Annotated in this window: 22 protein-coding genes; 20 read left to right on the top strand and 2 right to left on the bottom strand. The window is 70.7% G+C overall.

The annotated features are described in order from the left end of the window. The first annotated feature begins 59 nt into the window (after positions 1 to 59). The 13 genes from HEP81_RS28260 (at position 60) to HEP81_RS28320 (ending at position 14,124) form a co-directional block, all read left to right on the top strand. On the top strand, positions 60 to 1,580 hold the full coding sequence (locus tag HEP81_RS28260; RefSeq protein WP_037653086.1) for a UDP-N-acetylmuramoyl-L-alanyl-D-glutamate--2,6-diaminopimelate ligase: 1,521 nt from the start codon (positions 60 to 62) through the stop codon (positions 1,578 to 1,580). 4 nt (positions 1,581 to 1,584) lie between these two features. Continuing rightward, positions 1,585 to 2,991, top strand: a complete 1,407-nt coding sequence (locus tag HEP81_RS28265; protein ID WP_037653088.1) for a UDP-N-acetylmuramoyl-tripeptide--D-alanyl-D-alanine ligase — start codon at positions 1,585 to 1,587, stop codon at positions 2,989 to 2,991. Continuing rightward, complete coding sequence (mraY, locus tag HEP81_RS28270; protein WP_037653090.1) at positions 2,988 to 4,061, top strand: phospho-N-acetylmuramoyl-pentapeptide-transferase; 1,074 nt, start codon at positions 2,988 to 2,990, stop codon at positions 4,059 to 4,061. The genes HEP81_RS28265 and mraY overlap by 4 nt, the downstream gene beginning before the upstream one ends. After that, positions 4,043 to 5,479, top strand: a complete 1,437-nt coding sequence (gene murD, locus HEP81_RS28275) for a UDP-N-acetylmuramoyl-L-alanine--D-glutamate ligase (protein ID WP_172636991.1) — start codon at positions 4,043 to 4,045, stop codon at positions 5,477 to 5,479. Before mraY ends, murD begins: the two co-directional genes overlap by 19 nt. Positions 5,480 to 5,547: 68 nt before the next feature. Then, entirely contained in the window at positions 5,548 to 6,909 is a 1,362-nt protein-coding gene (ftsW, locus tag HEP81_RS28280) for a putative lipid II flippase FtsW (protein WP_037653095.1), read from the top strand. Between the two features lie 6 nt (positions 6,910 to 6,915). After that, on the top strand, positions 6,916 to 8,004 hold the full coding sequence (gene murG / locus HEP81_RS28285) for an undecaprenyldiphospho-muramoylpentapeptide beta-N-acetylglucosaminyltransferase (protein WP_037653096.1): 1,089 nt from the start codon (positions 6,916 to 6,918) through the stop codon (positions 8,002 to 8,004). A 26-nt stretch (positions 8,005 to 8,030) separates the two neighbouring features. After that, complete coding sequence (locus HEP81_RS28290) at positions 8,031 to 8,825, top strand: cell division protein FtsQ/DivIB (protein ID WP_037653263.1); 795 nt, start codon at positions 8,031 to 8,033, stop codon at positions 8,823 to 8,825. 278 nt (positions 8,826 to 9,103) lie between these two features. Continuing rightward, positions 9,104 to 10,312, top strand: a complete 1,209-nt coding sequence (ftsZ, locus tag HEP81_RS28295) for a cell division protein FtsZ (RefSeq protein WP_037653098.1) — start codon at positions 9,104 to 9,106, stop codon at positions 10,310 to 10,312. Further along, complete coding sequence (gene pgeF / locus HEP81_RS28300) at positions 10,309 to 11,037, top strand: peptidoglycan editing factor PgeF (protein WP_037653100.1); 729 nt, start codon at positions 10,309 to 10,311, stop codon at positions 11,035 to 11,037. The genes ftsZ and pgeF overlap by 4 nt, the downstream gene beginning before the upstream one ends. 6 nt (positions 11,038 to 11,043) lie before the next feature. Then, complete coding sequence (locus HEP81_RS28305; protein ID WP_037653101.1) at positions 11,044 to 11,763, top strand: YggS family pyridoxal phosphate-dependent enzyme; 720 nt, start codon at positions 11,044 to 11,046, stop codon at positions 11,761 to 11,763. 127 nt (positions 11,764 to 11,890) lie between these two features. Then, entirely contained in the window at positions 11,891 to 12,532 is a 642-nt protein-coding gene (locus HEP81_RS28310) for a cell division protein SepF (protein WP_037653104.1), read from the top strand. Positions 12,533 to 12,591: 59 nt separating this feature from the next. Continuing rightward, positions 12,592 to 12,882, top strand: coding sequence for a YggT family protein (locus tag HEP81_RS28315; protein WP_037653106.1), 291 nt, complete (start codon positions 12,592 to 12,594; stop codon positions 12,880 to 12,882). 54 nt (positions 12,883 to 12,936) lie between these two features. Next, positions 12,937 to 14,124 carry a DivIVA domain-containing protein gene (locus tag HEP81_RS28320; protein ID WP_063755208.1) on the top strand — a complete coding sequence of 396 codons (1,188 nt, stop codon included), beginning with the start codon at positions 12,937 to 12,939 and terminating at the stop codon, positions 14,122 to 14,124. Positions 14,125 to 14,374: 250 nt separating this feature from the next. Here the strand turns inward: HEP81_RS28320 and ileS are convergent, their stop codons facing one another. Continuing rightward, complete coding sequence (ileS, locus tag HEP81_RS28325; RefSeq protein ID WP_037653108.1) at positions 14,375 to 17,518, bottom strand: isoleucine--tRNA ligase; 3,144 nt, start codon at positions 17,516 to 17,518, stop codon at positions 14,375 to 14,377. Positions 17,519 to 18,109: 591 nt separating this feature from the next. On the opposite strand from ileS, the gene HEP81_RS28330 reads away from it, so the two are divergent. From HEP81_RS28330 to HEP81_RS28355, 6 genes are all read left to right on the top strand, one after another. Next, entirely contained in the window at positions 18,110 to 19,189 is a 1,080-nt protein-coding gene (locus tag HEP81_RS28330; protein WP_078967215.1) for a TraR/DksA family transcriptional regulator, read from the top strand. Positions 19,190 to 19,256: 67 nt separating this feature from the next. Then, complete coding sequence (lspA, locus tag HEP81_RS28335) at positions 19,257 to 19,844, top strand: signal peptidase II (RefSeq protein WP_037653109.1); 588 nt, start codon at positions 19,257 to 19,259, stop codon at positions 19,842 to 19,844. Between the two features lie 85 nt (positions 19,845 to 19,929). Next, positions 19,930 to 20,874 (top strand): RluA family pseudouridine synthase, encoded by a 945-nt coding sequence (locus tag HEP81_RS28340; RefSeq protein WP_037653111.1) that lies wholly within the window; start codon positions 19,930 to 19,932, stop codon positions 20,872 to 20,874. Next, positions 20,871 to 21,338, top strand: coding sequence for a GNAT family N-acetyltransferase (locus HEP81_RS28345; protein ID WP_037653113.1), 468 nt, complete (start codon positions 20,871 to 20,873; stop codon positions 21,336 to 21,338). The genes HEP81_RS28340 and HEP81_RS28345 overlap by 4 nt, the downstream gene beginning before the upstream one ends. A gap of 129 nt (positions 21,339 to 21,467) precedes the next feature. Continuing rightward, the gene (locus tag HEP81_RS28350) at positions 21,468 to 23,054 is read left to right on the top strand and encodes a Na+/H+ antiporter (protein ID WP_037653116.1); all 1,587 of its coding nucleotides are present in this window, start codon (positions 21,468 to 21,470) and stop codon (positions 23,052 to 23,054) included. A 113-nt stretch (positions 23,055 to 23,167) separates the two neighbouring features. Next, positions 23,168 to 23,908, top strand: a complete 741-nt coding sequence (locus tag HEP81_RS28355; protein ID WP_037653117.1) for an SDR family NAD(P)-dependent oxidoreductase — start codon at positions 23,168 to 23,170, stop codon at positions 23,906 to 23,908. Positions 23,909 to 23,936: 28 nt separating this feature from the next. On the opposite strand, the gene HEP81_RS28360 is transcribed toward HEP81_RS28355, so the two are convergent. After that, on the bottom strand, positions 23,937 to 25,043 hold the full coding sequence (locus HEP81_RS28360; RefSeq protein ID WP_037653119.1) for a mechanosensitive ion channel family protein: 1,107 nt from the start codon (positions 25,041 to 25,043) through the stop codon (positions 23,937 to 23,939). Positions 25,044 to 25,131: 88 nt separating this feature from the next. Between HEP81_RS28360 and HEP81_RS28365 the strand changes: the two genes are divergently transcribed. Beyond that, entirely contained in the window at positions 25,132 to 25,710 is a 579-nt protein-coding gene (locus HEP81_RS28365) for a dienelactone hydrolase family protein (RefSeq protein ID WP_037653121.1), read from the top strand. The last annotated feature ends 43 nt before the right edge of the window (positions 25,711 to 25,753 follow it).

Raw genomic sequence — 25,753 nt, forward strand, 5'->3', positions numbered from 1 at the left:
GTACGCTCACCGCCGTGCCACACGCTGATCAGTCCCAAACCACCCAGAAGGGCGCTTCCGTGACATATCCGGGACCGCCGCGACCGGTCCACGTCTCCGCCACACCCCTCGCGGAGCTGGCCGATCAGCTGGGTGCCGCCGCCCCGGACGCCACCGCCGAGATCACCGGGATCACCCACGACTCGCGCGCCGTCCGCCCCGGCGATCTGTACGCCGCCCTCCCGGGTGCCCGCCTGCACGGCGCCGACTTCGTCACCCAGGCCGCCGGCCTCGGCGCGACCGCCGTGCTCACCGATCCGACCGGCGCCGAGCGCGCCGCCGCGACCGGACTGCCGGTCCTGGTGGTGCCCGACCCGCGGGCCCGGATGGGTGAACTGGCCACCACCATCTACGGCCACCCCGGGCGCGACCTGCTCCAGATCGGCATCACCGGCACCTCAGGCAAGACCACCACGGCCTACCTGGTCGAGGGCGGCCTGCGGACCGCGAAGGCCACCGGGCTGATCGGCACCGTCGAGATGCGCATCGGCGACGAGCGCATCAAGTCCGAGCGCACCACCCCCGAAGCCACCGACCTCCAGGCCCTGTTCGCCGTCATGCGCGAACGCGGCGTCGAGGCGGTCGCCATGGAGGTCTCCAGCCACGCCCTGGTCCTCGGCCGGGTCGACGGCTGCGTCTTCGACATCGCGGTCTTCACCAACCTCAGCCCGGAACACATGGAGTTCCACTCCGACATGGAGGACTACTTCCGGGCCAAGGCTCAGCTCTTCACGCCGAAACGCAGCAAACTCGGCGTCGTCAACGTGGACGACGAATACGGCCGCCGCCTCGCCGCCGAGGCCACCGTCCCCGTCGTCACCTTCTCCGCCGAGGGCCACCCGGACGCCGACTGGCGCGCCGAGCACGTCCAGGTCGGCCCGCTGGACTCGACGTTCACCGTCCTCGGCCCGAACGGCGAGCGGGTGCGGGCCAGGTCGCCGCTGGCCGGCCCCTTCAACGTGGCGAACACCCTCGCCGCCGTCGTCGCCCTCGCCGCAGCCGGCCTGGACGCGCAGACCGCCGCCGACGGCATCGCCGCCGTCCCGGGCGTCCCCGGCCGCCTGGAGCGCGTCGACGCCGGACAGCCCTACCTCGCCGTCGTGGACTACGCCCACAAGACCGACGCGGTCGAGTCGGTGCTCAAGGCGCTGCGCAAGGTCACCAAGGGCCGGCTGCACATCGTCCTGGGCTGCGGCGGCGACCGCGACCAGACCAAGCGCGCCCCGATGGGCGCCGCCGCGGCCCGGCTCGCCGACACGGCCGTACTGACGTCGGACAACCCCCGCTCCGAGGACCCGCTCGCGATCCTCGCGACCATGCTCCAGGGCGCGGCCTCCGTGCCCGCGCACGAGCGCGGCGAGGTGCTCCTCTTCGAGGAGCGGGCCGCCGCCATCGCCGCCGCCGTGGGCCGCGCCCAGGCCGGCGACACCGTGCTGGTCGCGGGCAAGGGCCATGAGCAGGGCCAGGACATCGCCGGTGTGGTCCGTCCCTTCGACGACCGCCAGGTGCTTCGCGAAGCTATCCAGAAGACCCAGGGATGAACTTGTGATCGCCCTCTCCCTCGCCGAGATCGCAGCTGTCGTCGGCGGGCAGACGCACGACATACCGGATCCGTCCGTGCAGGTCACCGGACCGGTCGTCCGGGACTCCCGGGAAGTGGTGCCCGGCAGCCTGTTCGCCGCATTCGTCGGCGAGCGGGTGGACGGCCACGACTTCGCGCCGCAGGTCGTCGAGGCGGGCGCGGTCGCCGTACTGGCGTCGCGCCCCGTCGGCGTGCCCGCGATCGTGGTCGAGGACGTCCAGAACGCCCTCGGCGCCCTCGCCCGGCACGTCGTCGCCCGGCTCGGCGCGACCCTCGTCGCCCTGACCGGCTCGGCCGGCAAGACCAGCACCAAGGACCTCATCGCCCAGGTGCTGAGCGGCAAGGCGCCGACGGTGTTCACACCTGGCTCGTTCAACAACGAGATCGGGCTGCCGCTGACCGCCCTCACCGCGACCGAGGAAACCCGTTTCCTGGTCCTGGAGATGGGCGCCCGCGGCATCGGCCACATCCGCTACCTCACCGGCCTCACCCCGCCGCGGATCGGTGTCGTCCTCAACGTCGGCACCGCCCACATCGGCGAGTTCGGCGGCCGCGAGCAGATCGCCCAGGCCAAGGGCGAGATCATCGAGGGGCTGCCCGAGGACGGCGCGGCCGTGCTCAACGCCGACGATCCGCTGGTGCGCGCCATGGCACCGCGTACCAAGGCGAAGGTGATTCTTTTCGGAGAGTCGGCCGAAGCGGACGTACGTGCCGAGAATGTACGACTCACGGACACCGGACAGCCCACCTTCAGGCTTCACACACCCTCCGGTGCATCTGATGTGACCATGCGCCTGTACGGTGAGCATCACGTGTCGAACGCGCTCGCCGCGGCCGCCGTCGCCCATGAGCTGGGCATGTCCGCGGAAGAGATCGCCACCGCGCTCTCCGGAGCGGGCTCCCTCTCCCGCTGGCGCATGGAGGTCACCGAGCGCCCGGACGGCGTGACCATCGTCAACGACGCCTACAACGCCAACCCCGAGTCCATGCGGGCCGCCCTTCGGGCACTCGCGGCGATGGGCAGGGGACGGCGCACATGGGCGGTGCTCGGCAAGATGGCCGAGCTGGGGGACGAGGCGCTCGCCGAGCACGACGCCGTCGGACGGCTCGCCGTCCGGCTCAACGTCAGCAAGCTCGTCGCCGTCGGGGGGATTGAGGCCTCCTGGCTGCAACTGGGCGCATATAACGAGGGTTCGTGGGGTGAGGAGTCGGTGCACGTGTCCGACGCACAGGCGGCGATCGACCTGTTGCGCAGCGAGTTGCGCCCGGGGGACGTCGTCCTCGTGAAGGCGTCCCGTTCGGTGGGGCTCGAAGGTGTCGCCGCGGCGCTGCTGGAGACCGGTGCCGAGGGTGAGGTTGCCGCCCGATGATGAACCAGATCCTGTTCTCGGGTGTCATTGGCCTCTTCCTCACCCTGGTCGGCACCCCGCTGCTGATCAAGCTGCTGGCCCGCAAGGGCTACGGCCAGTTCATCCGTGACGACGGGCCGCGGGAGCACCTCAGCAAGCGCGGTACGCCGACCATGGGCGGTATCGCCTTCATCTTCGCCACGGTCGCCGCGTACTTCCTGTCCAAGGTGATCACCGGCAAGCCGCCGTCCTTCTCCGGTCTGCTGGTGCTCGGCCTGATGGTCGGCATGGGCCTGGTCGGCTTCCTGGACGACTACATCAAGATCGTCAAGCGGCGTTCGCTGGGTCTGCGCGCCAAGGCGAAGATGGCCGGCCAGCTGATCGTCGGCATCTCCTTCGCCGTCCTGGCGCTGATGTTCCCCGACTCCCGCGGCAACACCCCGGCCTCCACCAAGCTGTCGTTCATCACGGACTTCGGCTGGTCGATCGGCCCGGTGCTGTTCGTGATCTGGGCGCTGTTCATGATCCTCGCGATGTCGAACGGCGTGAACCTGACCGACGGTCTGGACGGCCTCGCCACCGGCGCCTCCGTCCTGGTCTTCGGCGCCTACACGTTCATCGGCGTCTGGCAGTACCAGGAGTCCTGCGCCAACGCGCAGACCCTGACCAACCCGGCCGCCTGCTACGAGGTGCGCGACCCGCTCGACCTCGCCGTGGTCGCCTCCGCGCTGATGGGCGCCTGCCTGGGCTTCCTGTGGTGGAACACGTCCCCGGCGAAGATCTTCATGGGCGACACCGGCTCGCTCGCCCTCGGCGGTGTCCTCACCGGCCTGGCCATCCTCTCCCGCACGGAGCTGCTGGTGGCCATCATGGGCGGCCTGTTCGTCCTCATCACCATGTCGGTCGTCATCCAGGTCGGCTCCTTCCGGCTCACCGGGAAGCGCGTCTTCCGGATGGCGCCACTCCAGCACCACTTCGAACTCAAGGGCTGGTCCGAGGTCCTGGTCGTGGTCCGCTTCTGGATCATCCAAGGCATCTGTGTGATCGTCGGACTGGGCCTCTTCTACGCGGGATGGGCAGCGGAAAAGTGACCACCGGCTCGGCGCCCTTCGACTTCCAGGGCAAGCACGTCACCGTCGCGGGACTCGGCGTCTCCGGTATCCCGGCGGCCAGAGCACTGCACGCGCGCGGCGCGCTCGTCACCGTCGTCAACGACGGCGACGACGCCCGCTCCCGCGAGCAGGCCGAGGCCCTGGAGGCACTCGGCATCACCGTGCGCCTGGGTGACGGCGCGACCCTCCCGGAGGGCACCGAGCTGATCGTCACCACCCCCGGCTGGCAGCCCGGCAAGCCGCTCTTCCAGGCGGCCGCCGAGGCGGGCGTGCCGGTCTGGGGCGACGTGGAGCTGGCCTGGCGGCTGCGGGGGCCCGACGCGGCCCCCTGGCTGGCCGTCACCGGCACCAACGGCAAGACCACCACCGTGCGGATGCTCGCCGCCATCCTGGAGGCGGCGGGCCTGCGCACGGCGGCCGTCGGCAACATCGGCGTCTCGCTGCTGGACGTCGTCCTGGGCGAGGAGACGTACGACGTCCTCGCCGTGGAGCTGTCCAGCTACCAGCTGCACTGGGCGCCCTCGCTGCGCGCCCACTCGGCCGCCGTCCTCAACCTCGCGCCCGACCACCTCGACTGGCACGGCTCCATGGAGGCGTACGCCGCCGACAAGGGCCGTATCTACGCGGGCAACCAGGTCGCCTGTGTCTACAACGTGGCCGACAAGGCCACCGAGGACCTGGTGCGCGAGGCCGACGTCGAAGAGGGCTGCCGGGCCATCGGGTTCACCCTCGGCACCCCCGGACCCTCCCAACTCGGCGTCGTGGACGGCATCCTGGTCGACCGCGCCTTCGTGGAGAACCGGCAGAAGAACGCACAGGAGCTGGCCGAGGTCTCCGACGTCCGTCCCCCGGCCCCGCACAACATCGCCAACGCCCTCGCGGCGGCGGCCCTCGCGCGCGCCTTCGGGGTGCCCGCCCAGGCCGTACGGGACGGACTGCGCTCCTTCAGGCCGGACGCCCACCGCATCGAGCACGTCGCCGACCTCGACGGCGTGGCCTACGTGGACGACTCCAAGGCCACCAACACCCATGCCGCGCAGGCATCGTTGGCGGCGTACGAGTCGATCGTATGGATCGCGGGCGGCCTCGCCAAGGGCGCGACCTTCGACGAACTGGTCGCCGCCTCGGCGAAGCACCTGCGCGCCGTCGTCCTGATCGGCGCCGACCGGGCCCTGATCCGCGAGGCCCTCGCGCGACACGCCCCGGAAGTACCCGTGGTCGACCTCGACCGGACCGACACTGGGGCGATGCTCCAGGCGGTGACGGAGGCCAAGCGGCTCGCGGTCGCCGGCGACACGGTGCTCCTCGCTCCGGCCTGCGCCTCCATGGACATGTTCACCAACTACAACCAGCGCGGTGACGCGTTCGCGACGGCGGTCGGCGAACTCCGCGCCTGACCCCGGCCGCCCGCCGGGCGGATCCTGGGAGGGACGCGAGGGGCGGCCGACGTCCAGTGGAGGCGCCGATGCCCAGTAGCCGTACCGGAAAGCCCCCTGTGCAGCGGGCGTCCCGGCGTCCCGTCGTCCCCCGGCCCGGGCGCGAGAACCCCGTACAGCGGTTCGTCACGCGCGCCCGGCGGGCCTGGGACCGGCCGCTGACCGCCTATTACCTGATCGTCGGCGGCAGCATGCTGATCACGGTGCTCGGCCTGGTGATGGTCTACTCGGCCTCCCAGGTCACCGCGCTCCAGATGTCGCTGCCCGGCTCGTACTTCTTCCGCAAGCAGCTGCTGGCCGCGGTGATCGGCGGCATCCTGCTCTTCGCGGCCTCCCGGATGCCGGTGAAACTGCACCGGGCGCTGGCCTACCCGATCCTCGCCGGCGCCGTCTTCATGATGGCCCTGGTGCAGGTCCCCGGGATAGGGATGTCGGTCAACGGCAACCAGAACTGGATCTCCCTCGGCGGCTCCTTCCAGATCCAGCCCAGCGAGTTCGGCAAGCTCGCCCTGGTGCTGTGGGGCGCCGACCTGATCGCCCGCAAGCAGGAGCGGAAACTGCTGACCCAGTGGAAGCACATGCTGGTGCCGCTGGTGCCGGCCGCCTTCCTGCTGCTCGGACTGATCATGCTCGGCGGCGACATGGGAACCGCGATCATTCTCACAGCGATCCTGTTCGGACTGCTGTGGCTCGCGGGCGCCCCGACCCGGCTGTTCGCGGGCGTGCTCTCGGTCGCGGTCGTGATCGGGGTGATCCTGATCGAGACCAGCCCCAACCGGATGGCCCGCCTCGCCTGCATCGGCGCCACCGAACCGCGGGCCCAGGGCGCCGACTGCTGGCAGGCCGTGCACGGCATCTACGCGCTGGCCTCCGGCGGACTCTTCGGCTCCGGGCTCGGCGCGAGTGTGGAAAAATGGGGTCAACTGCCGGAAGCGCACACCGACTTCATCTTCGCGGTCACCGGTGAGGAACTGGGCCTGGCGGGGACACTGTCGGTGCTCGCCCTGTTCGCGGCTCTAGGCTATGCGGGTATCCGCGTGGCCGGACGCACGAAAGACCCCTTCGTGAGGTACGCCGCGGGAGGCGTGACCACCTGGATCATCGCTCAGGCGGTGATCAACATCGGTGCGGTGCTCGGTCTGCTGCCGATCGCCGGTGTCCCGCTCCCGCTGTTCTCCTACGGAGGATCCGCCCTGCTGCCGACCATGTTCGCCATCGGACTGCTGATCGCGTTCGCGCGCGACGACCCCGCTGCGCGGACGGCGCTTGCGCTGCGGCAACCTCGCTTTGGTAGAAAGCGGGCGGGAGGCTCCGGAGCGGATCGGGGGTCTCGGAGATGGAACACGATGCGACGGCGTGCCTCGGCGGCGCGTTCGTCCGGAGAGCGGTGAATTTCGGTGCATGTCGTACTCGCCGGTGGGGGGACCGCCGGCCACATCGAGCCCGCGCTCGCCCTCGCGGACGCCCTGCGCAGGCAGGACCCGAGCGTGGGGATCACGGCCCTGGGCACGGAGCGTGGCCTGGAGACCCGGCTCGTCCCGGAGCGCGGCTACGAGCTGGCGTTGATCCCCGCGGTGCCGCTGCCACGCAAGCCCACCCCCGAGCTGATCACCGTCCCGGGCCGGCTGCGCGGCACCATCAAGGCCGCCGAGCAGATCCTCGAACGCACCAAGGCGGACGCCGTGGCCGGCTTCGGCGGCTATGTCGCGCTGCCCGCCTACCTCGCTGCCAAGCGGCTCGGCGTGCCCATCGTGATCCACGAGGCCAACGCCCGCCCGGGCCTGGCCAACAAGATCGGGTCCCGGTACGCGGCGCAGGTCGCCGTCTCCACGCCGGACAGCAAGCTGCGCGGCTCCCGCTACATCGGCATCCCGCTGCGCCGCTCCATCGCCACGCTGGACCGCGCGGCCGTGCGCCCGGAGGCCCGGCACCGCTTCGGCCTCGACCCCAACCTGCCCACGCTGCTGGTCTCCGGCGGCTCGCAGGGAGCGCGCCGGCTCAACGAGGTCGTCCAGCAGGTCGCCCCGTGGCTCCAGCAGGCCGGTATCCAGATCCTGCACGCGGTCGGCCCGAAGAACGAACTGCCGCATGTGCAGCAGATGCCGGGGATGCCCCCCTACATCCCGGTAAGTTACCTGGACCGGATGGACCTCGCGTACGCCGCGGCCGACATGATGCTCTGCCGCGCGGGCGCGATGACCGTCGCCGAACTCTCCGCCGTCGGACTGCCGGCCGCCTACGTACCGCTGCCCATCGGCAACGGTGAACAGCGGCTGAACGCCCAGCCGGTGGTCAAGGCGGGCGGCGGACTCCTCGTGGACGACGCGGAACTGACGCCCGAGTGGGTGCAGCACCATGTGCTGCCCGTGCTCGCCGATCCGCACCGGCTCTACGAGATGTCGCGCGCCGCAAGCGAGTTCGGCCGCCGGGATGCCGACGAGCTGCTCGTCGGCATGGTGTACGAGGCCATCGCCTCGCGCCGTTAGGACCGTATGACGAAAGGGTAGTGAGGGTGGCCGGACCGACGACTCGCGAACGCGGGGAACGCCAGCAGGAGTCGTCCGGCCCTCCGCTTGTCCGAAGGATAAAGCGACTACGTCTTCGTACGATCGTCATCCTGGCGATGGCCGTGGTGCTCGTAGCGGCCGGTACCGTCTGGGTGTTGTACGGCTCCTCGTGGCTGCGCGTCACCCGGGTCCCGGTCTCCGGCACCCGGGTGCTGACGCCCGCCGAGGTGCGTGACGCCGCCGCCGTACCGGTGGGGGCGCCTTTGGTGTCGGTCGACACCGATGCCATCGCGGCCCGAATGCGCCGCAAACTGCCACGAATTGACACGGTCGACGTGTCGCGTTCCTGGCCGCACGGCATCGAGCTGAAGGTGACCGAGCGAACCCCGGTCCTCCTGATGCGAAAAGGAAAGAATTTCGTCGAAGTCGACCACAAGGGTGTCCGGTTCGCCACGATCGCGCAGGCCCCCAAGGGCGTTCCGCTGCTGCGGATGTCCGTGTCCTCGTCGGGCTCGGCCGCCGCGAGCCTGCGGCGTTTCGGCACCGACCGGCTGGTGCGCGAGGCGGTCCTGGTGGCCGGCGAACTGCCGGGCTCCGTCCGGCGCCTCACCGGCACCGTCGAGGTGCACTCCTACGACGACATCCGGCTGGAGCTGGCCGACGGCCGCACCGTCGCCTGGGGGAGCGGGGAGAACGGCCGCGCCAAGGCACGGACCCTCACCGCACTCATGAAAGCAGCTTCCGGCGCACGCCACTTCGATGTCAGTGTTCCCACCGCCCCTGTGTCATCGGCGAGTTGACGCGCATCAGTGCAGGCCAGCACCCTGGTTGGGCAGCGCTATGGCTGATCACATAGGGTGAAAAGAAAAACGGGAGGTTCGGCGTGTTCGTTGAACGGGCGCCGCTTGTCGACTTAGTGTCCTGTTCAGAAGACTCCAGGGAACAGACACACTGGTAACCCTAAACTTCAGGCTTAGGGTTCGGGTCGGCGCTACGGACCGTCCCATTCGGCATCTGTCGTCACGGCGCGGGCAACCGCCCGCGGCGGCGACGTAATTCGAGGCGAGAGGCCTTCGACGTGGCAGCACCGCAGAACTACCTCGCAGTCATCAAGGTCATCGGTGTCGGCGGCGGTGGTGTCAATGCCATCAACCGGATGATCGAGGTCGGTCTCAAGGGTGTCGAGTTCATCGCCATCAACACCGACGCACAGGCGCTGTTGATGAGCGACGCCGACGTCAAGCTGGACGTCGGCAGGGAACTCACCCGCGGACTCGGCGCCGGCGCCAACCCGGCCGTCGGCCGCAAGGCCGCCGAGGACCACCGCGAGGAGATCGAGGAGGTCCTCAAGGGGGCCGACATGGTCTTCGTGACCGCCGGTGAAGGCGGCGGCACCGGCACCGGCGGCGCACCCGTCGTGGCCAACATCGCGCGCTCGCTTGGCGCCCTCACCATCGGCGTGGTCACGCGCCCGTTCACCTTCGAGGGACGGCGCCGCGCGAACCAGGCCGAGGACGGCATCGCGGAACTGCGCGAAGAGGTCGACACCCTCATCGTCATTCCGAACGACCGGCTCCTGTCCATCTCGGACCGCCAGGTCTCGGTCCTGGACGCCTTCAAGTCCGCCGACCAGGTCCTGCTCTCCGGTGTCCAGGGCATCACCGACCTCATCACCACCCCGGGCCTGATCAACCTGGACTTCGCCGACGTGAAGTCGGTCATGTCCGAGGCCGGTTCGGCCCTCATGGGCATCGGCTCGGCCCGCGGCGACGACCGCGCGGTGGCCGCCGCCGAGATGGCGATCTCCTCGCCGCTCCTGGAGGCGTCCATCGACGGCGCCCGGGGCGTGCTGCTCTCCATCTCCGGCGGCTCCGACCTCGGCCTCTTCGAGATCAACGAGGCGGCCCAGCTGGTCAGCGAGGCCGCCCACCCCGAGGCCAACATCATCTTCGGCGCGGTCATCGACGACGCCCTCGGCGACGAGGTCCGCGTCACCGTGATCGCGGCCGGCTTCGACGGCGGTCAGCCGCCGGCCCGCCGGGAGAACACCCTGGGCGCGGCCTCCACTTCGGCCCCCGCCCGCCGTGAGGAGCCCACGCCGGTACGGCAGTCCGAGAGCCGCCCGTCCTTCGGCTCGCTCGGCAGCGTGAAGCCGAAGGAGGAGCCCGAGCCGGCCCCCGAGCCGGTGGCCGACATCCCGGTCGCACCGCCGCTCACCCCGGCGCCGCGCCCCGCCTACTCGGACAGCGCGGCCGAGGAACTGGACGTCCCGGACTTCCTGAAGTGATAGGTCGGCGCGAGAGCGTGAGCGGCGCGCACTTCGCCTTCACCGACAGGTGGGGCGGGGTGAGCGCCGCTCCGTATGAGGAGCTGAACCTGGGCGGCGCGGTCGGCGACACGCCCGAGGCGGTGGCGGCCAACCGGAAACTGGCCGCCACGTCGCTCGGCCTGGACCCCGCCCGTGTGGTGTGGATGAACCAGGTGCACGGCGCCGAGGTGGCCGTGGTGGACGAGCCCTGGGGCACCCGTCCGGTGCCGGAGGTCGACGCCCTTGTCACCGCCCGGCGCGGACTCGCCCTCGCGGTCCTCACCGCCGACTGCGTGCCGGTACTGCTCGCCGACCCCGTCGCCGGGATCGCCGCCGCGGCCCACGCGGGCCGGCCCGGCATGGTCAAGGGGGTCGTCCCCGCCGCCGTACGGGCCATGGTCGAACTCGGCGCCGCGCCCGAGCGGATCGCCGCCCGCACCGGACCGGCCGTCTGCGGCCGGTGCTACGAAGTACCCGAGACCATGCGGGCCGAGGTGGCGGCGGTGGAGCCGACGGCGCACGCTGAAACCAGCTGGGGCACACCGGCGGTTGACGTGAGCGCCGGAGTGCACGCGCAGCTCGACCGGCTCGGGGTGTGCGACCGGGCGCATTCGCCGGTGTGCACGCTGGAGTCGGGGGACCACTTCTCATACCGCCGCGACCGCACCACCGGGCGGCTCGCGTCCTATGTCTGGCTGGACTGATGGGGAATGACGGACCGTAAGACCGAACTCGCCGAGAATCTGGCGAATGTGGAGGAGCGCATCGCCCGCGCCTGCGCGACCGCGGGCCGGCGGCGGGAGGAGGTGACCCTGATCGTGGTCACCAAGACCTACCCGGCGAGCGATGTGCGGATCCTGTCGGAGCTCGGTGTGCGCCATGTCGCCGAGAACCGCGACCAGGACGCCGCGCCGAAAGCGGCGGCTTGTGCGGATCTGCCCCTGAAGTGGCACTTTGTCGGCCAGTTGCAGACCAACAAGGTGCGTTCCGTGGTCGGTTACGCCGATGTCGTGCAGTCGATCGACCGCGCACGGCTCGTCACCGCGCTGTCCAAGGAGGCGGCGCGCGCCGGGCGCGAGGTGGGGTGTCTGATCCAGGTCGCGCTCGACGCGGACGCGAGCGGACGGGGGGAGCGCGGGGGCGTGGCCCCCGAGGGAATCGAAGAGTTGGCCGACCTCGTCGCCGGCTCGCCCGGACTGCGGCTCGACGGACTGATGACCGTGGCTCCGCTCACCGGTGAGTACGCGGGACGCGAACAGGCGGCGTTCGAGCGCCTCATGGATTTGTCGACTGACCTGCGCCGAGCCCATCCGGCTGCAACCATGGTGTCGGCAGGGATGAGTGCGGACCTGGAGCAGGCCGTGGCGGCCGGGGCGACACATGTGCGCGTCGGTACTGCGGTACTCGGTGTCCGTCCCCGGCTCGGGTAACGTCGCCAGGAAGTCGGACCACAGCAGAAAATATGGTCAGTGTTCGCGAAACGGACACAACGACCGCGTGGATCGCGGGCACTTGGCAGTCGTCAGCCGATCCACCACAGAGCGGAGGACTCAGAGCATGGCCGGCGCGATGCGCAAGATGGCGGTCTACCTCGGCCTCGTGGAGGACGATGGGTACGACGGCCGCGGATTCGACCCCGATGACGATTTCGAGCCCGAGTTGGACCCGGAGCCCGAGCGGGACCACCGGCGGCACGAGCCGCTGCATCAACCGCATGATGCACATCAGCCCCAAAGGGATGAATCGGTGCGAGTGGTGCAGCCTCCGGCACCCCGTGAACCGGTGTCCCGGGCGGCTTCGCTACCCGCGGAATCCGGTCGCCCGGCGCGGATCGCGCCCGTGGCGTCCATCACACAAGAACGTCAGTCCCTGGAGAAGAACGCGCCGGTGATCATGCCCAAGGTCGTGTCGGAACGAGAGCCTTACCGGATCACCACATTGCACCCACGGACCTACAACGAGGCCCGTACCATCGGGGAACACTTCCGTGAGGGCACCCCGGTGATCATGAATCTGACTGAGATGGATGACACAGACGCCAAGCGACTTGTCGACTTTGCGGCCGGTTTGGTGTTTGGTCTTCACGGCAGTATCGAGCGGGTGACGCAGAAGGTGTTCCTGTTGTCTCCTGCTAACGTCGATGTCACGGCGGAGGACAAGGCCCGCATCGCAGAGGGCGGGTTCTTCAACCAGAGCTGAGACGCAGACCGGACCGCAGTACGCAAGAGCTCGGAACAGGGGAGAGGGAAACACAGGCCATGGGCGTGTTCGCGCAGGTGATCTACATCGCGCTGATGGTGTTTCTCGTCGTGCTCATCTTCCGGCTGGTCATGGACTACGTCTTCCAGTTCGCCCGCTCATGGCAACCCGGCAAGGCGATGGTGGTCGTACTGGAGGCCACCTACACTGTCACCGATCCACCGTTGAAGCTTCTGCGGCGGTTCATTCCGCCGCTGCGTCTCGGGGGCGTGGCGCTCGACCTGTCCTTCTTCGTACTGATGATCATCGTCTACATTCTCATCGCCATCGTGCAGAACTTCGTGAGATGAGCGTGTGGACGATCCGGTCTTGCCGACTGCCGATGACTACGTTGAGGTGAAGAGATGCCGTTGACCCCCGAGGACGTGCGGAACAAGCAGTTCACGACCGTCCGCCTCCGAGAAGGCTATGACGAGGACGAGGTCGATGCCTTCCTCGATGAGGTCGAAGCCGAACTGACCCGTCTGCTCCGGGAGAACGAGGACCTGCGCGCGAAGCTGGCTGCCGCCACGCGAGCCGCGGCGCAGAACCAGCAGAACTCCCGAAAGCCTCCGGAGCAGGAACAGCAGCAGCAGGGCATGCGAGGTCCCGGCGCTCCGGTACCCGCCGGCATATCGGGCCCGCCGCAGCAGCAGATGGGTGGCCCCATGGGTGGTCCGCCCCAGCTGCCGAGCGGTGCCCCGCAGCTGCCCGCCGGTCCCAGTGGGCAGGGTGGTCCGCAGGGTCCCGGCCCGATGGGCCAGGGTCCGATGGGACAGGGCCCGATGGGCCAGGGCTCCATGGGTCAGGGTGGCATGGGCCAGGGCGGTATGGGTCAAGGCGGCATGGGCCAGGGCCCGATGGGTGGCCAGCCGCCCATGCAGCAGCAGATGGGTGGCCCCATGGGTGGCCCGATGGGCGGTCCCATGGGCGGTCCCGGTCAGGGCCCCGGTGGCGACAGCGCCGCCCGTGTCCTCTCGCTGGCCCAGCAGACCGCCGACCAGGCGATCGCCGAGGCCCGCTCCGAGGCCAACAAGATCGTCGGCGAGGCCCGCAGCCGCGCCGAGGGTCTGGAGCGTGACGCCCGTGCCAAGGCCGACGCCCTGGAGCGGGACGCGCAGGAGAAGCACCGCGTCGCGATGGGCTCCCTGGAGTCCGCTCGCGCCACGCTGGAGCGCAAGGTCGAGGACCTGCGCGGCTTCGAACGCGAGTACCGCACGCGCCTGAAGTCGTACCTGGAGTCGCAGCTGCGTCAGCTGGAGACCCAGGCCGACGACTCGCTGGCCCCGCCGCGTACCCCGGCCGCCGCGTCCCTGCCGCCGTCCCCGGCGCCTTCGATGGCTCCGGCCGGCGCGAGTGCCCCGTCCTACGGCGGCAACCAGACGATGGGTGGTTCGCCCGCTCAGACGTCCGGTCCGTCCTACGGCGGTCAGCAGCAGATGACGCCCGCCATGACCCAGCCGATGGCTCCGGTCCGCCCGCAGGGCCCGTCCCCGATGGGCCAGGCCCCCTCGCCGATGCGCGGTTTCCTGATCGACGAGGACGACAACTGAGCGCCGGCCACGGTGAGTAGTACGCCATAGGCGTCGGCAACGCTGAGAACGCGGCCCCGGACTTCGGTCCGGGGCCGCGTTCTTGTGTGCGCGGCGCTCTTTCGAACGGGGCGTGTTGAAGCTTTCAGGGGCGCGGGGAACCGCGCACGACAAGAGTTCCAGGCCGCACCCACCAAGGAAGGCCGCACCCACCAAGAAGGGCCCGCCCTCCGAAGTGGAGGCCGGGCCCTTCTCGAACTACTGGTGGCGCCTACGCCTTGCGCAGCCGGAACACCAGGCTCAGACCCTCGTCGCTGAAGGCGTCCCCATAGCTGTCGTCGGCCTCGCCCTGGGCGAAGTCCGTCGCCAGGACCTCCTCCGCGATCAGCTCGGCATGCTCACCGAGCGCCGCGATCACCGCCGGGTCGGTGGACGTCCACCGCAGCGCGATCCGGTCCGCGACATCCAGGCCGCTGTTCTTGCGCGCCTCCTGGATGAGCCGGATCGCGTCGCGGGCGAGACCCGCCCGGCGCAGCTCCTCCGTGATCTCCAGGTCCAGCGCCACCGTCGCACCGGAGTCGGACGCCACCGACCAACCCTCGCGCGGCGTCTCGGTGATGATCACCTCGTCCGGCGCCAGGGTGATCGTCTCACCGTCGACCTCCACCGAGGCCGTGCCCTGCCGCAGTGCCAGCGACAGCGCGGCGGCGTCGGCTGCGGCGACCGCCTTGGCCACGTCCTGCACCCGCTTGCCGAACCGCTTGCCCAGCGCACGGAAGTTGGCCTTGGCCGTGGTGTCCACCAGGGAGCCGCCGACCTCGGACAGCGAGGCCAGCGAGGAGACGTTCAGCTCCTCCGTGATCTGCGCGTGCAGTTCGCGGTCCAGGGTCTCGAAACCACTCGCCGCGATCAGCGCACGGGACAGCGGCTGACGCGTCTTGACGCCCGACTCGGCACGCGTGGCACGGCCCAGCTCCACGAGCCGGCGCACCAGCACCATCTGCCGGGACAGCTCCGGGTCGATCGCACCGAGGTCCGTCTCCGGCCAGGACGCCAGGTGCACCGACTCCGGCGCGCCCGGGGTGACCGGCGCGATCAGGTCCTGCCACACCCGCTCGGTGATGAACGGGGTGATCGGCGCCATCAGCCGGGTGACCGTCTCCAGCACCTCGTGCAGCGTGCGCAGCGCGGCCTTGTCGCCCTGCCAGAAGCGGCGGCGCGAACGGCGGACGTACCAGTTGGAGAGGTCGTCGACGAACGCGGACAGCAGCTTGCCGGCGCGCTGGGTGTCGTACCCCTCAAGGGCCTGCGTCACCTGGTCGGTGAGCGCGTGCAGTTCGGACAGCAGCCAGCGGTCCAGCAGCGGGCGCTCGGCGGGGGCCGGGTCGGCCGCGCTCGGCGCCCAGTTCGACGTACGGGCGTACAACGCCTGGAAGGCGACCGTGTTCCAGTACGTCAGCAGCGTCTTGCGGACGACCTCCTGGATGGTGCCGTGGCCCACCCGGCGCGCCGCCCAGGGGGAGCCGCCCGCCGCCATGAACCAGCGCACCGCGTCCGCGCCGTGCTGGTCCATCAGCGGGATCGGCTGGAGGATGTTGCCCAGATGCTTGGACATCTTGCGGCCGTCCTCGGCGAGGATGTGGCCGAGGCACACGACGTTCTCGTACGAGGACTTGTCGAACACCAGGGTGCCGACGGCCATCAGCGTGTAGAACCAGCCGCGGGTCTGGTCGATGGCCTCTGAGATGAACTGGGCCGGGTAGCGGCTCTCGAACAGCTCCTTGTTCTTGTACGGGTAGCCCCACTGCGCGAACGGCATCGAACCCGAGTCGTACCAGGCGTCGATGACCTCCGGCACGCGCGTGGCCGTCTTGCCGCAGCCCTCGTGCGGGCAGGCGAAGGTGAGCGCGTCGATGTACGGGCGGTGCGGGTCGAGCTCGGACTGGTCGGTGCCGGTCAGCTCGGACAGTTCGGCGCGGGAGCCGACGCAGGTGAGGTGGTCGTCCTCGCAGCGCCAGATCGGCAGCGGGGTGCCCCAGTAGCGGTTGCGGGACAGCGCCCAGTCGATGTTGTTGTTCAGCCAGTCGCCGAAGCGGCCGTGCTTGACCGTGTCGGGGAACCAGTTGGTCTTCTCGTTCTCCTGGATCAGACGGTCCTTGATGGCCGTCGTACGGATGTACCAGGAGGGCTGCGCGTAGTAGAGCAGCGCGGTGTGGCAGCGCCAGCAGTGCGGGTAGCTGTGCTCGTACGGCAGATGCCGGAAGAGCAGGCCCCGCTGCCCCAGGTCCTCGGTGAGCTGTTCGTCGGCCTTCTTGAAGAAGACGCCGCCGACCAGCGGCACGTCCTCCTCGAAGGTGCCGTCGGGGCGCACCGGGTTGACGACGGGCAGGCCGTAGGAGCGGCAGACCTTGAGGTCGTCCTCACCGAAGGCGGGGGACTGGTGGACCAGGCCCGTACCGTCCTCGGTGGTCACGTAGTCGGCGTTCACCACGTAGTGGGCCGGCTCCGGGAACTCGATCAGCTCGAACGGGCGCTGGTAGGTCCAGCGCTCCATCTCGGCGCCGGTGAAGCTCTGCCCGGTGGGCTCCCAGCCCTCGCCGAGCGCCTTGGCGAGCAGCGGCTCGGCGACGACGACCTTCTCCTCGCCGTTCGTGGCGACGAGGTAGGTGACCTCCGGGTGGGCGGCGACCGCCGTGTTGGAGACCAGGGTCCAGGGGGTCGTCGTCCACACCAGGAGTGCGGCCTCGCCGGCCAGCGGGCCGGAGGTGAGCGGGAAGCGGACGTACACCGAGGGGTCGACGACCGTCTCGTAGCCCTGCGCCAGCTCATGGTCGGACAGGCCGGTGCCGCAGCGGGGGCACCAGGGGGCGACGCGGTGGTCCTGGACCAGCAGGCCCTTGCCGAAGATCTCCTTCAGCGACCACCAGACGGACTCCACGTACTCCGGGTCCATGGTCCGGTAGGCGTCGTCCAGGTCGACCCAGTAGCCCATGCGGGTCGTCAGCTCGGCGAAAGCGTCGGTGTGCCGGGTCACGGACTCGCGGCACTTGTCGTTGAACTCGGCGATGCCGTACGCCTCGATGTCCTGCTTGCCGGAGAAGCCCAGCTCCTTCTCCACGGCCAGCTCCACGGGCAGGCCGTGGCAGTCCCAGCCGGCCTTGCGGGCCACGTGGTAGCCGCGCATGGTGCGGAAGCGGGGGAAGACGTCCTTGAAGACGCGCGCCTCGATGTGGTGGGCGCCGGGCATGCCGTTGGCGGTGGGCGGGCCTTCGTAGAACACCCATTCGGGGCGGCCCTCGGACTGCTCCAGGGTCTTGGCGAAGATCTTCTGCTCACGCCAGAAGTCGAGCACGGCGTGCTCAAGCGCGGGCAGGTCGACCTGTGCGGGCACCTGGCGGTACGTCGGCGCTGTCATCTGCGAGCATCCTCCAACGGACTTGCTGCCTTCCGTCGGAGGGACGAGAGCTTCGATTCGTACGCCGTGTGCGGCGCGCTCCCGCGGTACCACCCTCCTTGGCCCGCCGCCGTGCCTCGGTCGCCGGTGGGCCCCCTCATTGGGTTCGCGAAACCGGTTCTACTGGCCTGGCCCTGCGGCTGCGGCTTTCTTCCGGCGGCTCCGGGGTGATCTTCACGTCGCGCTCGCCCCCGGGCTTCCACCGTCCCCGGGTCGCTCTGGGCTGCGTACGCCGCTACTCGTCCCCATCCATGCTGCTCGCTGCGCCCAGTGTACGGCGCCGCGCGGACAGCGGCCGACCGCTTTTCGGGGGGCCGGTCGGCGGTGGCCCGGTGCGGGTCGCCGGATGCCCCGAATGGCGAGGGTGCGGGGGTGATGCCCGGCGTGGCGGATTACCCGGCGGGGAGCTGGGCACAACGGATGCAGGCCCGTCGCGCCGGGGGTGCGGCCGGGCGAATCGGGCGGTGTGCCCCGTTGCCGCGGGAGGCAAGTCGATTTATCGTCCCAGCACGATTCGCGAGCGAGATCACCCTATGTGAAGGGGCCGCGGCCATGGTGGCGAGAGAGAGCGCGAAGAAGACCGTGGCCAGGAAGTCGGATACCGAGAAAACCACTGCTCACAAGGCCGCTGCCAAGAAGGCGGCGGCGCGGCGGGCGGTGGCCGAGGAGGGGGAAGGGAAGGCGGTGGCCAGGAAGGCCGCCGCCGAGAAGGGAGCCGCCGTGAAGCCGGTCCTGGAGCAGACGGGCGCGGCCGAGGAGGCCGCCGCCCACCCGGTGGCGAGGAAGACGGCCGCCAGGAAGACACCGGAGAAGAAGGCGGCGGCCGAGAGGACCGCGGCGGCCGGGCACAAGACGCCCGCGGCGGCGAAGGCCCCGGCCGGGAAAACGGCGGTCTCGGCCGAGAAGACGGCGGCCGGGAGAACGGCGGGCAAGAAGGCGGCGGCGAAGAAGTCGCCCGCCAGGAGGACCGCGGCCAAGGACACGGCGGCCGGGGACGCGGCCACGGGCGGCACGACGGCCGGGGACGCCACCGCGGCGGGAACCGCCGCCGGGAAGGCCGCGAGGACCGCGGCCCACAAGGCGGAGCCGGACGAGAAGAGCACGGCCAAGAAGGCGGGCGCGGCGCGGGCCGCGAAGCAGACGGGAGCCACGAAGGTGGTTGCGAAGAAGACCCCTGGCACGGCCACGGCGGAGGACACCGCCGTTCCCAAGGCGCGCCTGGCCGCCGCGGACCCCGGCGAGCTGGCGGTGCGCCCCGGCGAGGACCCCTGGACCGACCAGGAGGTTTCCGAGGCGCGTGCGGAGCTCCAGTCCGAGATGGAGCGGCTGCGGCGGGAGATCAGCTCGTCCGAGGAGTCCCTCGTCGGCCTGATGCGCGACTCCGGGGACGGCGCGGGCGACGACCAGGCCGACACCGGGACCAAGAACATCACCCGCGAGCACGAACTGGCGCTGGCCGCCAACGCGCGCGAGATGCTCACCCAGACCGAACGCGCGCTCGAACGACTGGACGCGGGCACCTACGGCCTGTGCGAGAACTGCGGCAACCCCATCGGCAAGGCCCGGATGCAGGCCTTCCCGCGGGCCACCCTGTGCGTGGAGTGCAAGCAGAAGCAGGAACGCCGTTCCTGAGCGTGTGGGGCCGCTCAGGCGTGCCGTAGTCTCGTCCTCAGTCAGGTACCTAGGTCGAGGGACGCACGTGGCAGAGGCGGAGCGCATCATCAATACGCCGGACACCCCGGAGGACGGCGCACATCAGGCCCCCGAGCAGGCGGCGGACCAGGAGCGGGAGCGGACCGGCCGTGGGCGCCGGATCGCCGTGCTGTTCGCCGTGGCCGCGTTCGCGTACGCGCTCGACCTGATCAGCAAGACGCTGGTGGTGGCCAAGCTGGAGGGCCACGCGCCGATCAAGCTCGTCGGGGACCTGCTGGAGCTGCACGCCATCCGCAATCCGGGCGCCGCCTTCGGCTTCGGCGCGGCCTTCACCGTGATCTTCACGGTGATCGCCGCCTCGGTGATCGTGGTGATCATGCGGCTGGCCCGCAAGCTCTACAGCTTCCCCTGGGCCGTCGCGCTCGGCCTGCTGCTCGGCGGCGCGCTCGGCAACCTCACCGACCGGATCTTCCGCTCGCCCGGCGTCTTCAACGGCCAGGTCGTGGACTTCATCGCGCCCAAGGGCTTCGCGATCTTCAACCTCGCCGACTCGGCGATCGTGTGCGGCGGCATCCTGATCGTGCTGCTGTCCTTCCGCGGTCTCGACCCGGACGGCACGGTCCACAAGGACTGACGGCGCGGCCCCGGCGGACCGGGGCCGGAGCCGGTTTTCCACAGGCTCGGTCGGGGCCGTGCCGCCCGTCCGGCATACTCGACGGGTGAGCACGATTCCCGAGATCCGTACCCTGCCCGTGCCCGACGGCCTGGAGGGCGAGCGCGTCGACGCCGCCATCTCCCGCATGTTCGGCTTCTCCCGCACGAAGGCGGCCGAGCTGGCCGCGGCCGGCAAGGTGCAGGTCGACGGCGCGGTCGTCGGCAAATCCGAGCGGGTGCACGGCGGCGCCTGGCTGGAGGTCGAGATGCCGCAGGCCCCCGCGCCGGTGCAGGTGGTCGCCGAGCCCGTCGAGGGCATGGAGATCGTGCATGACGACGATGACGTGGTCGTGATCGTCAAGCCGGTCGGCGTGGCCGCGCACCCCTCCCCGGGCTGGACCGGCCCGACCGTCATCGGCGGTCTCGCCGCCGCCGGCTACCGCATCTCCACCTCCGGCGCCGCCGAGCGCCAGGGCATCGTGCACCGCCTGGACGTGGGCACCTCCGGCCTGATGGTGGTCGCCAAGTCGGAGTACGCCTACACCTCGCTCAAGCGCCAGTTCAAGGAGCGCACGGTCGACAAGCGCTACCACACCCTGGTCCAGGGCCACCCGGACCCGACGAGCGGCACCATCGACGCCCCGATCGGCCGCCACCCGAACCACGACTACAAGTGGGCGGTCACCGCCGACGGCAAGCCCTCGGTGACGCACTACGACCTCATCGAGGCCTTCCGTGCCGCCTCCCTGCTCGATGTGAAGCTGGAGACCGGCCGCACCCACCAGATCCGCGTCCACATGGCCGCCCACCGCCACCCGTGCGTCGGCGACCTCACCTACGGCGCCGACCCCACCCTCGCCAAGCGGCTGCGCATCACCCGCCAGTGGCTGCACGCCGTGCGCCTCGGCTTCGAACACCCGGGCGACGGCCGCTGGGTGGAGTTCTCCTCCGACTACCCCGAGGACCTCCAGCAGGCCCTGGACCTGGTCCGCGAGGAGACCTACGGATGACCGGAGCCCCCACCGTCCGCGTCGCCGAGGACCCCGCCGACCTGGAGGCGTGCTTCGCGGTCCGCAAGGAGGTCTTCGTCCATGAGCAGGGCGTGGACGAAGCCGTCGAGTACGACGTGTACGACGCCGTCGCCGTGCATGTGCTGGCCCTGCGCGCGGACGGCACCCCGCTGGGCACCGGCCGGCTGCTGACCGGTGAGGCGGCCGTCGCCAAGACCGGCGCGGACGCCTCCGTCGGCTCCCTCGGGCGGCTCGCGGTCTCCCGTCGGGCCCGCGGGCTCGGTATCGGCGCCGCCCTGGTGCGGGCCATCGAGGAGGCGGCCCGCGCGCGTGGCCTGGCCGCGGTGGACCTGCACGCGCAGACCCAGGCGCTCGGTTTCTACGAGCGGCTCGGCTACGCGGCGTACGGACCGGAGTTCCTGGACGCCGACATGCCCCACCGGGCGATGCGCCGCGCCCTGTAACCACCGGCGGAAGAGCCGGTGAACGGGGTGCGGTGACACCCCCCGGGGCGATGCCCTGGAACGGCCGGTGGCCGGGCGGCATGGCAGGCTTGAAGCCTCGCGTGCCATGTCGACCCCGGAGCGCCGGCCTTGGATCAGTTGGCTCTGTTGTTCGCCCTGCTGCTCGGGGCCCTGGTGAGCGTCCCGGTGGGCGACCGCCTCGGGGTGCCGGCCCCGGTGCTGATGACGCTGTTCGGCGGGGTCCTCGCGGTGGCCGACTTCGTGCCCAACGTGAACATCCCGCCCGAGCTGATCCTGCCCGGACTGCTGCCGCCGCTGCTGTACGCGGCCGTACGGCGCACCTCCTGGCGACAGTTCACGACCAACAAACGCCCGATCCTGACCCTGGCCGTCGCCCTGGTGTTCGTGACCACGGTGTGCGTCGCCTTCGTGGCCCACGCGATCGTGCCCGGTCTGTCGGTCGCCGCCGCCGTGGCGCTCGGCGCGCTGATCGCCCCGCCCGACCCGGTCGCCGCGACCAGCGTCGCCGGACAACTCGGGCTGCCGCGCCGCCTGGTGTCGGTCCTGGAGGGCGAGGGGCTGTTCAACGACGTGACGGCCATCGTGCTCTACCACGTGGCGATCGCCGCCGCGGTGAGCGGACTGTTCTCGCCGTGGAAGGCCGGGCTCGCGCTGGTGCTGTCCGCCGTGGTCGCGGTGGCCGTGGGGCTGCTGCTCGGCTGGGGCGCGAACCGGATGATGGACCTGCTGGGCGACCCGACCCTCCAGATCGGCCTGACCCTGCTGGTGCCGTACGCCTCCTACGTGCTCGCGGAGAAGCTCCAGGGCTCCGGCGTGCTCGCCGTGCTCACCACGGCCCTCTACCTCTCCGAGTACGCCACCGGCGCCGACGATGTGATGACCCGACTGGCGGGACACACCTTCTGGGACATCATCGACACCCTCGTCACCGGCGTCGCCTTCGGGCTGATCGGCCTGGAGCTGCACAACGCGATCCGTACGGCCAGCGGACGGTGGGGCGAGCTGCTCGGCTGGGCGGTGGCCGTCGCCGGTGTGGTGATCGTCGTACGACTGCTGTGGCTGCTCCCGGCGACCTGGCTGACCAAACGGCTGCACGCCCGGCGCGATGTGGAGGAGGAGATCCCCACGAGCTGGCGGGAGACGGTCGTGATGTGGTGGTCCGGGATGCGCGGGGTGGCCTCGGTCGCGCTGGCGCTGGCCATCCCCCTGGAGACCGACGCCGGCAAGCCCTTCCCGGACCGGGACGAGATCGTCTTCATCGCCTTCGGGGTGATCGTCGCCACCCTGGTGATCCAGGGGCTGACCCTGCCGTGGCTGGTCAGACGGCTGGGGGTGCAGGCCGACTCCGAGCGGGAGAAGGAGTACGAGAAGGAGCTGGCGGTGCGCGCGGCCAAGGCGGCCAAGCGCCGGCTGCGGGAGATCGAGCAGGTGGAGGACCTGCCCGAGGAGCTGTCCGAGCAGATGCTGCGGCAGGCCTTCGACATCGGCATCCGGATCAGCCCCGACATGGGCGAGGAGGAGCGCCGCGAGGCACAGCACCAGCGGGCCAAGCGGCTGAAGCGGATCCGGCGTATCCAGGGCGAGATGCTCAGCGCCGCCCGGCACGAGGTGCTCGCCGCGCGCAGCGAACCGGGGATGGACCCGGAGATCGTGGACCGGGTCCTGCGCCATCTCGATGTGCGCAGCCTGCGCTGACGGCGCCCGGCCGGCCGGGTGTATCGGCCAGCTGTGTATATCCGGTCATACAAATACCCGGTGGCTGTGGACAACCGGAAGCGCCGTCCGCCGCGGACTCCTACTCTCGGATCATGACTCGCAACATCGTGATCAGCGGAGGCGGTACGGGCATCGGGCTGGCGACGGCACGTGCCTTCGCCGCGGACGGGGACCGGGTGCTGCTCCTCGGACGGCGTGCGGAGGTGCTGGAGAAGGCCGGGGTGCCGGGGGCGCTCACCCACGCGGCCGACCTCACCGAGCCCGCCGAGGTGCGGGAGGTTGCCCGGCTCGTCGCCCGGGAGTTCGGCACCGTCGATGTGCTCGTGCACAGCGCGGGGGGCTCCGGCGCCCTGGAGCCACCGGCCGGCAGCGAGGACCCCCTCGACCGGGTGGCCCATGCCTGGACCGTCGCCTTCAGACTCAACACCCTGACCGCGGTGCTGCTCACCGAGGCCCTTCAGGAGCGGCTCGCGGAGCCCGGCGGCCGGGTGCTCTTCCTCAGCTCCATCGCCGCCTACCGCGGCTCGGGCAGCGGCGCCTACGCGGCGGCCAAGGCCGGGCTGCACCCCTACGCCCATGATCTGGCCCGCCGCCTGGGCCACCGGGGCATCACGGTGAACGTGGTCGCGCCCGGTTACATCGAGGACACCGACTTCTTCGGCGGCGGCATGTCCGAGGAGCGGCGCGGACAGCTCGTGGCCGAGACCTCCACCGGCCGGGCGGGCGAGCCGGGCGATGTGGCGGCCACCCTGCACTGGCTGGCCTCGCCAGCCGCCGGGCACATCACCTCACAGATCATCCAGGTCAACGGAGGCGCCGAACGCGGCCATTGAACCGGACCGAGGCGCCCGCCCGCCCCGCTCAGCTCCGTCCGGTGCGCGGGAACTCGTACGCCTTGCGCAGGGAGTGGCGGTCCGGGGAGGGCACGCGGTAGGGCGGCAGCACCGCGTCCGAGGTGTTGACCCGGGGCAGCGCGTAGGGGTGCTCCGCGGACAGCCAGGTGATCATCTGCTCGCGGACGGCGACCCGCACCGTCCAGATGTCGTCGGCGTCCTTCGCCGTCACCAGCGCGCGCACCTCCATGGTGTTGGCGGTGGAGTCGGTGACCACCAGGTTGGAGGCGCGGCCGTCCCAGGCCGGGCACTGGCGCAGGATGTCCCGCAGCTTCTCGCGCATCGCCTCCAGGGGCGCGCTGTGGTCGAGCTGCCAGAACACGATCCCGGTCATCTGCGGGGTGCCCCGCGACCAGTTCTCGAAGGGCTTGGAGGTGAAGTACGACACCGGCATGGTGATCCGGCGCTCGTCCCAGGTCCGTACCGTCAGAAAGGTCAGGGTGATCTCCTCGACCGTGCCCCACTCGCCGTCCACGACCACGGTGTCGCCGATGCGGACCATGTCGCCGAAGGCGATCTGAAGCCCGGCGAACAGGTTCGACAGCGTGGACTGCGCGGCGACACCGGCCACGATGCCGAGGACACCGGCCGAGGCCAGCAGGGAGGCACCCGCGGCCCGCATCGCCGGGAAGGTCAGCAGCATCGCGGCCACCGCGACCACGCCGACGACCGCCGAGACCACCCGCATGATCAGCGTGACCTGGGTGCGCACCCGCCGTACCCGCGCCGCGTCGTGGTGGGCGCGCGCGTAGCGGCTGTACGTCGTCTCGACCACGGCGCCCGCGATCCGGATCGTCAGCCAGGCCGCGGCCCCGATCAGCACCAGGGTCAGGGTCCGGCCGACGCCGACCCGGTGCACCTCGAACAGCTCGGCCTGGTCGTACGAGCCTCTGAGCAGGGCCGCGCACAGGACCAGCTGGTACGGCACACGGGCGCGCCGCAGCCGGTCCCACAGGGGGGTCTCGGGGTGGCGTTCGTCCGCCTTGCGCAGCAGCACGTCGGTGGCCCAGCCGATGAGAACGGTCAGGAACACGGATGCGCCGACCACGATCACAGGGCGCAGTACGGTCTCCATGCCTTGGAACGTAACCGGCTACGGCGATCGTGAACCTGTGACTTGTCCCGCTCCCGGGCACGGCCCCCGGAGCTGGCACCATGGGCTCATGAACATCATGCTCTTTCACTCGACCTATGGGCTCAGGCCCGCGGTGCGCGATGCCGCTGACCGGCTGCGCGCGGCCGGCCACGAGGTGTGGACGCCGGACCTCTTCGAGGGGCGGACGTTCGACACCGTCGAGGAGGGCATGGAGTTCAGCGACGGGGTCGGCAAGGAGGAGCTGCTGAAGCGGGCCGTGCTGGCGGCTGCGCCGTACTCGGAGCGGGGTCTGGTCTACGCCGGGTTCTCGCTCGGCGCCTCCGTGGCGCAGACCCTCGCCCTCGGCGACGACAAGGCGCGCGGGCTGCTGCTTCTGCACGGCACCTCGGACATCGCGCCGAACGCGCACGTGGACGAGCTGCCGGTGCAGCTGCACGTGGCCGAGCCGGACCCGTTCGAGACGGACGACTGGCTCAGCGCCTGGTACCTCCAGATGGGCCGGGCGGGCGCCGATGTGGAGGTCTACCGGTACGCCGGGGCCGGGCATATGTACACCGACCCCGACCTGCCGGATTACGACGCGGAGGCCGCCGAGGCGACCTGGCGCGTGGCGCTCGGCTTCCTCGACGGCCTGCGGGCCGTCTAGGGCCTCTCGTTTGGATCATGCCGGGCTCGGCCTGATCCAAACG

It is taken from the genome of Streptomyces griseofuscus (assembly GCF_014673495.1).
Lineage (GTDB): Bacteria > Actinomycetota > Actinomycetes > Streptomycetales > Streptomycetaceae > Streptomyces > Streptomyces murinus.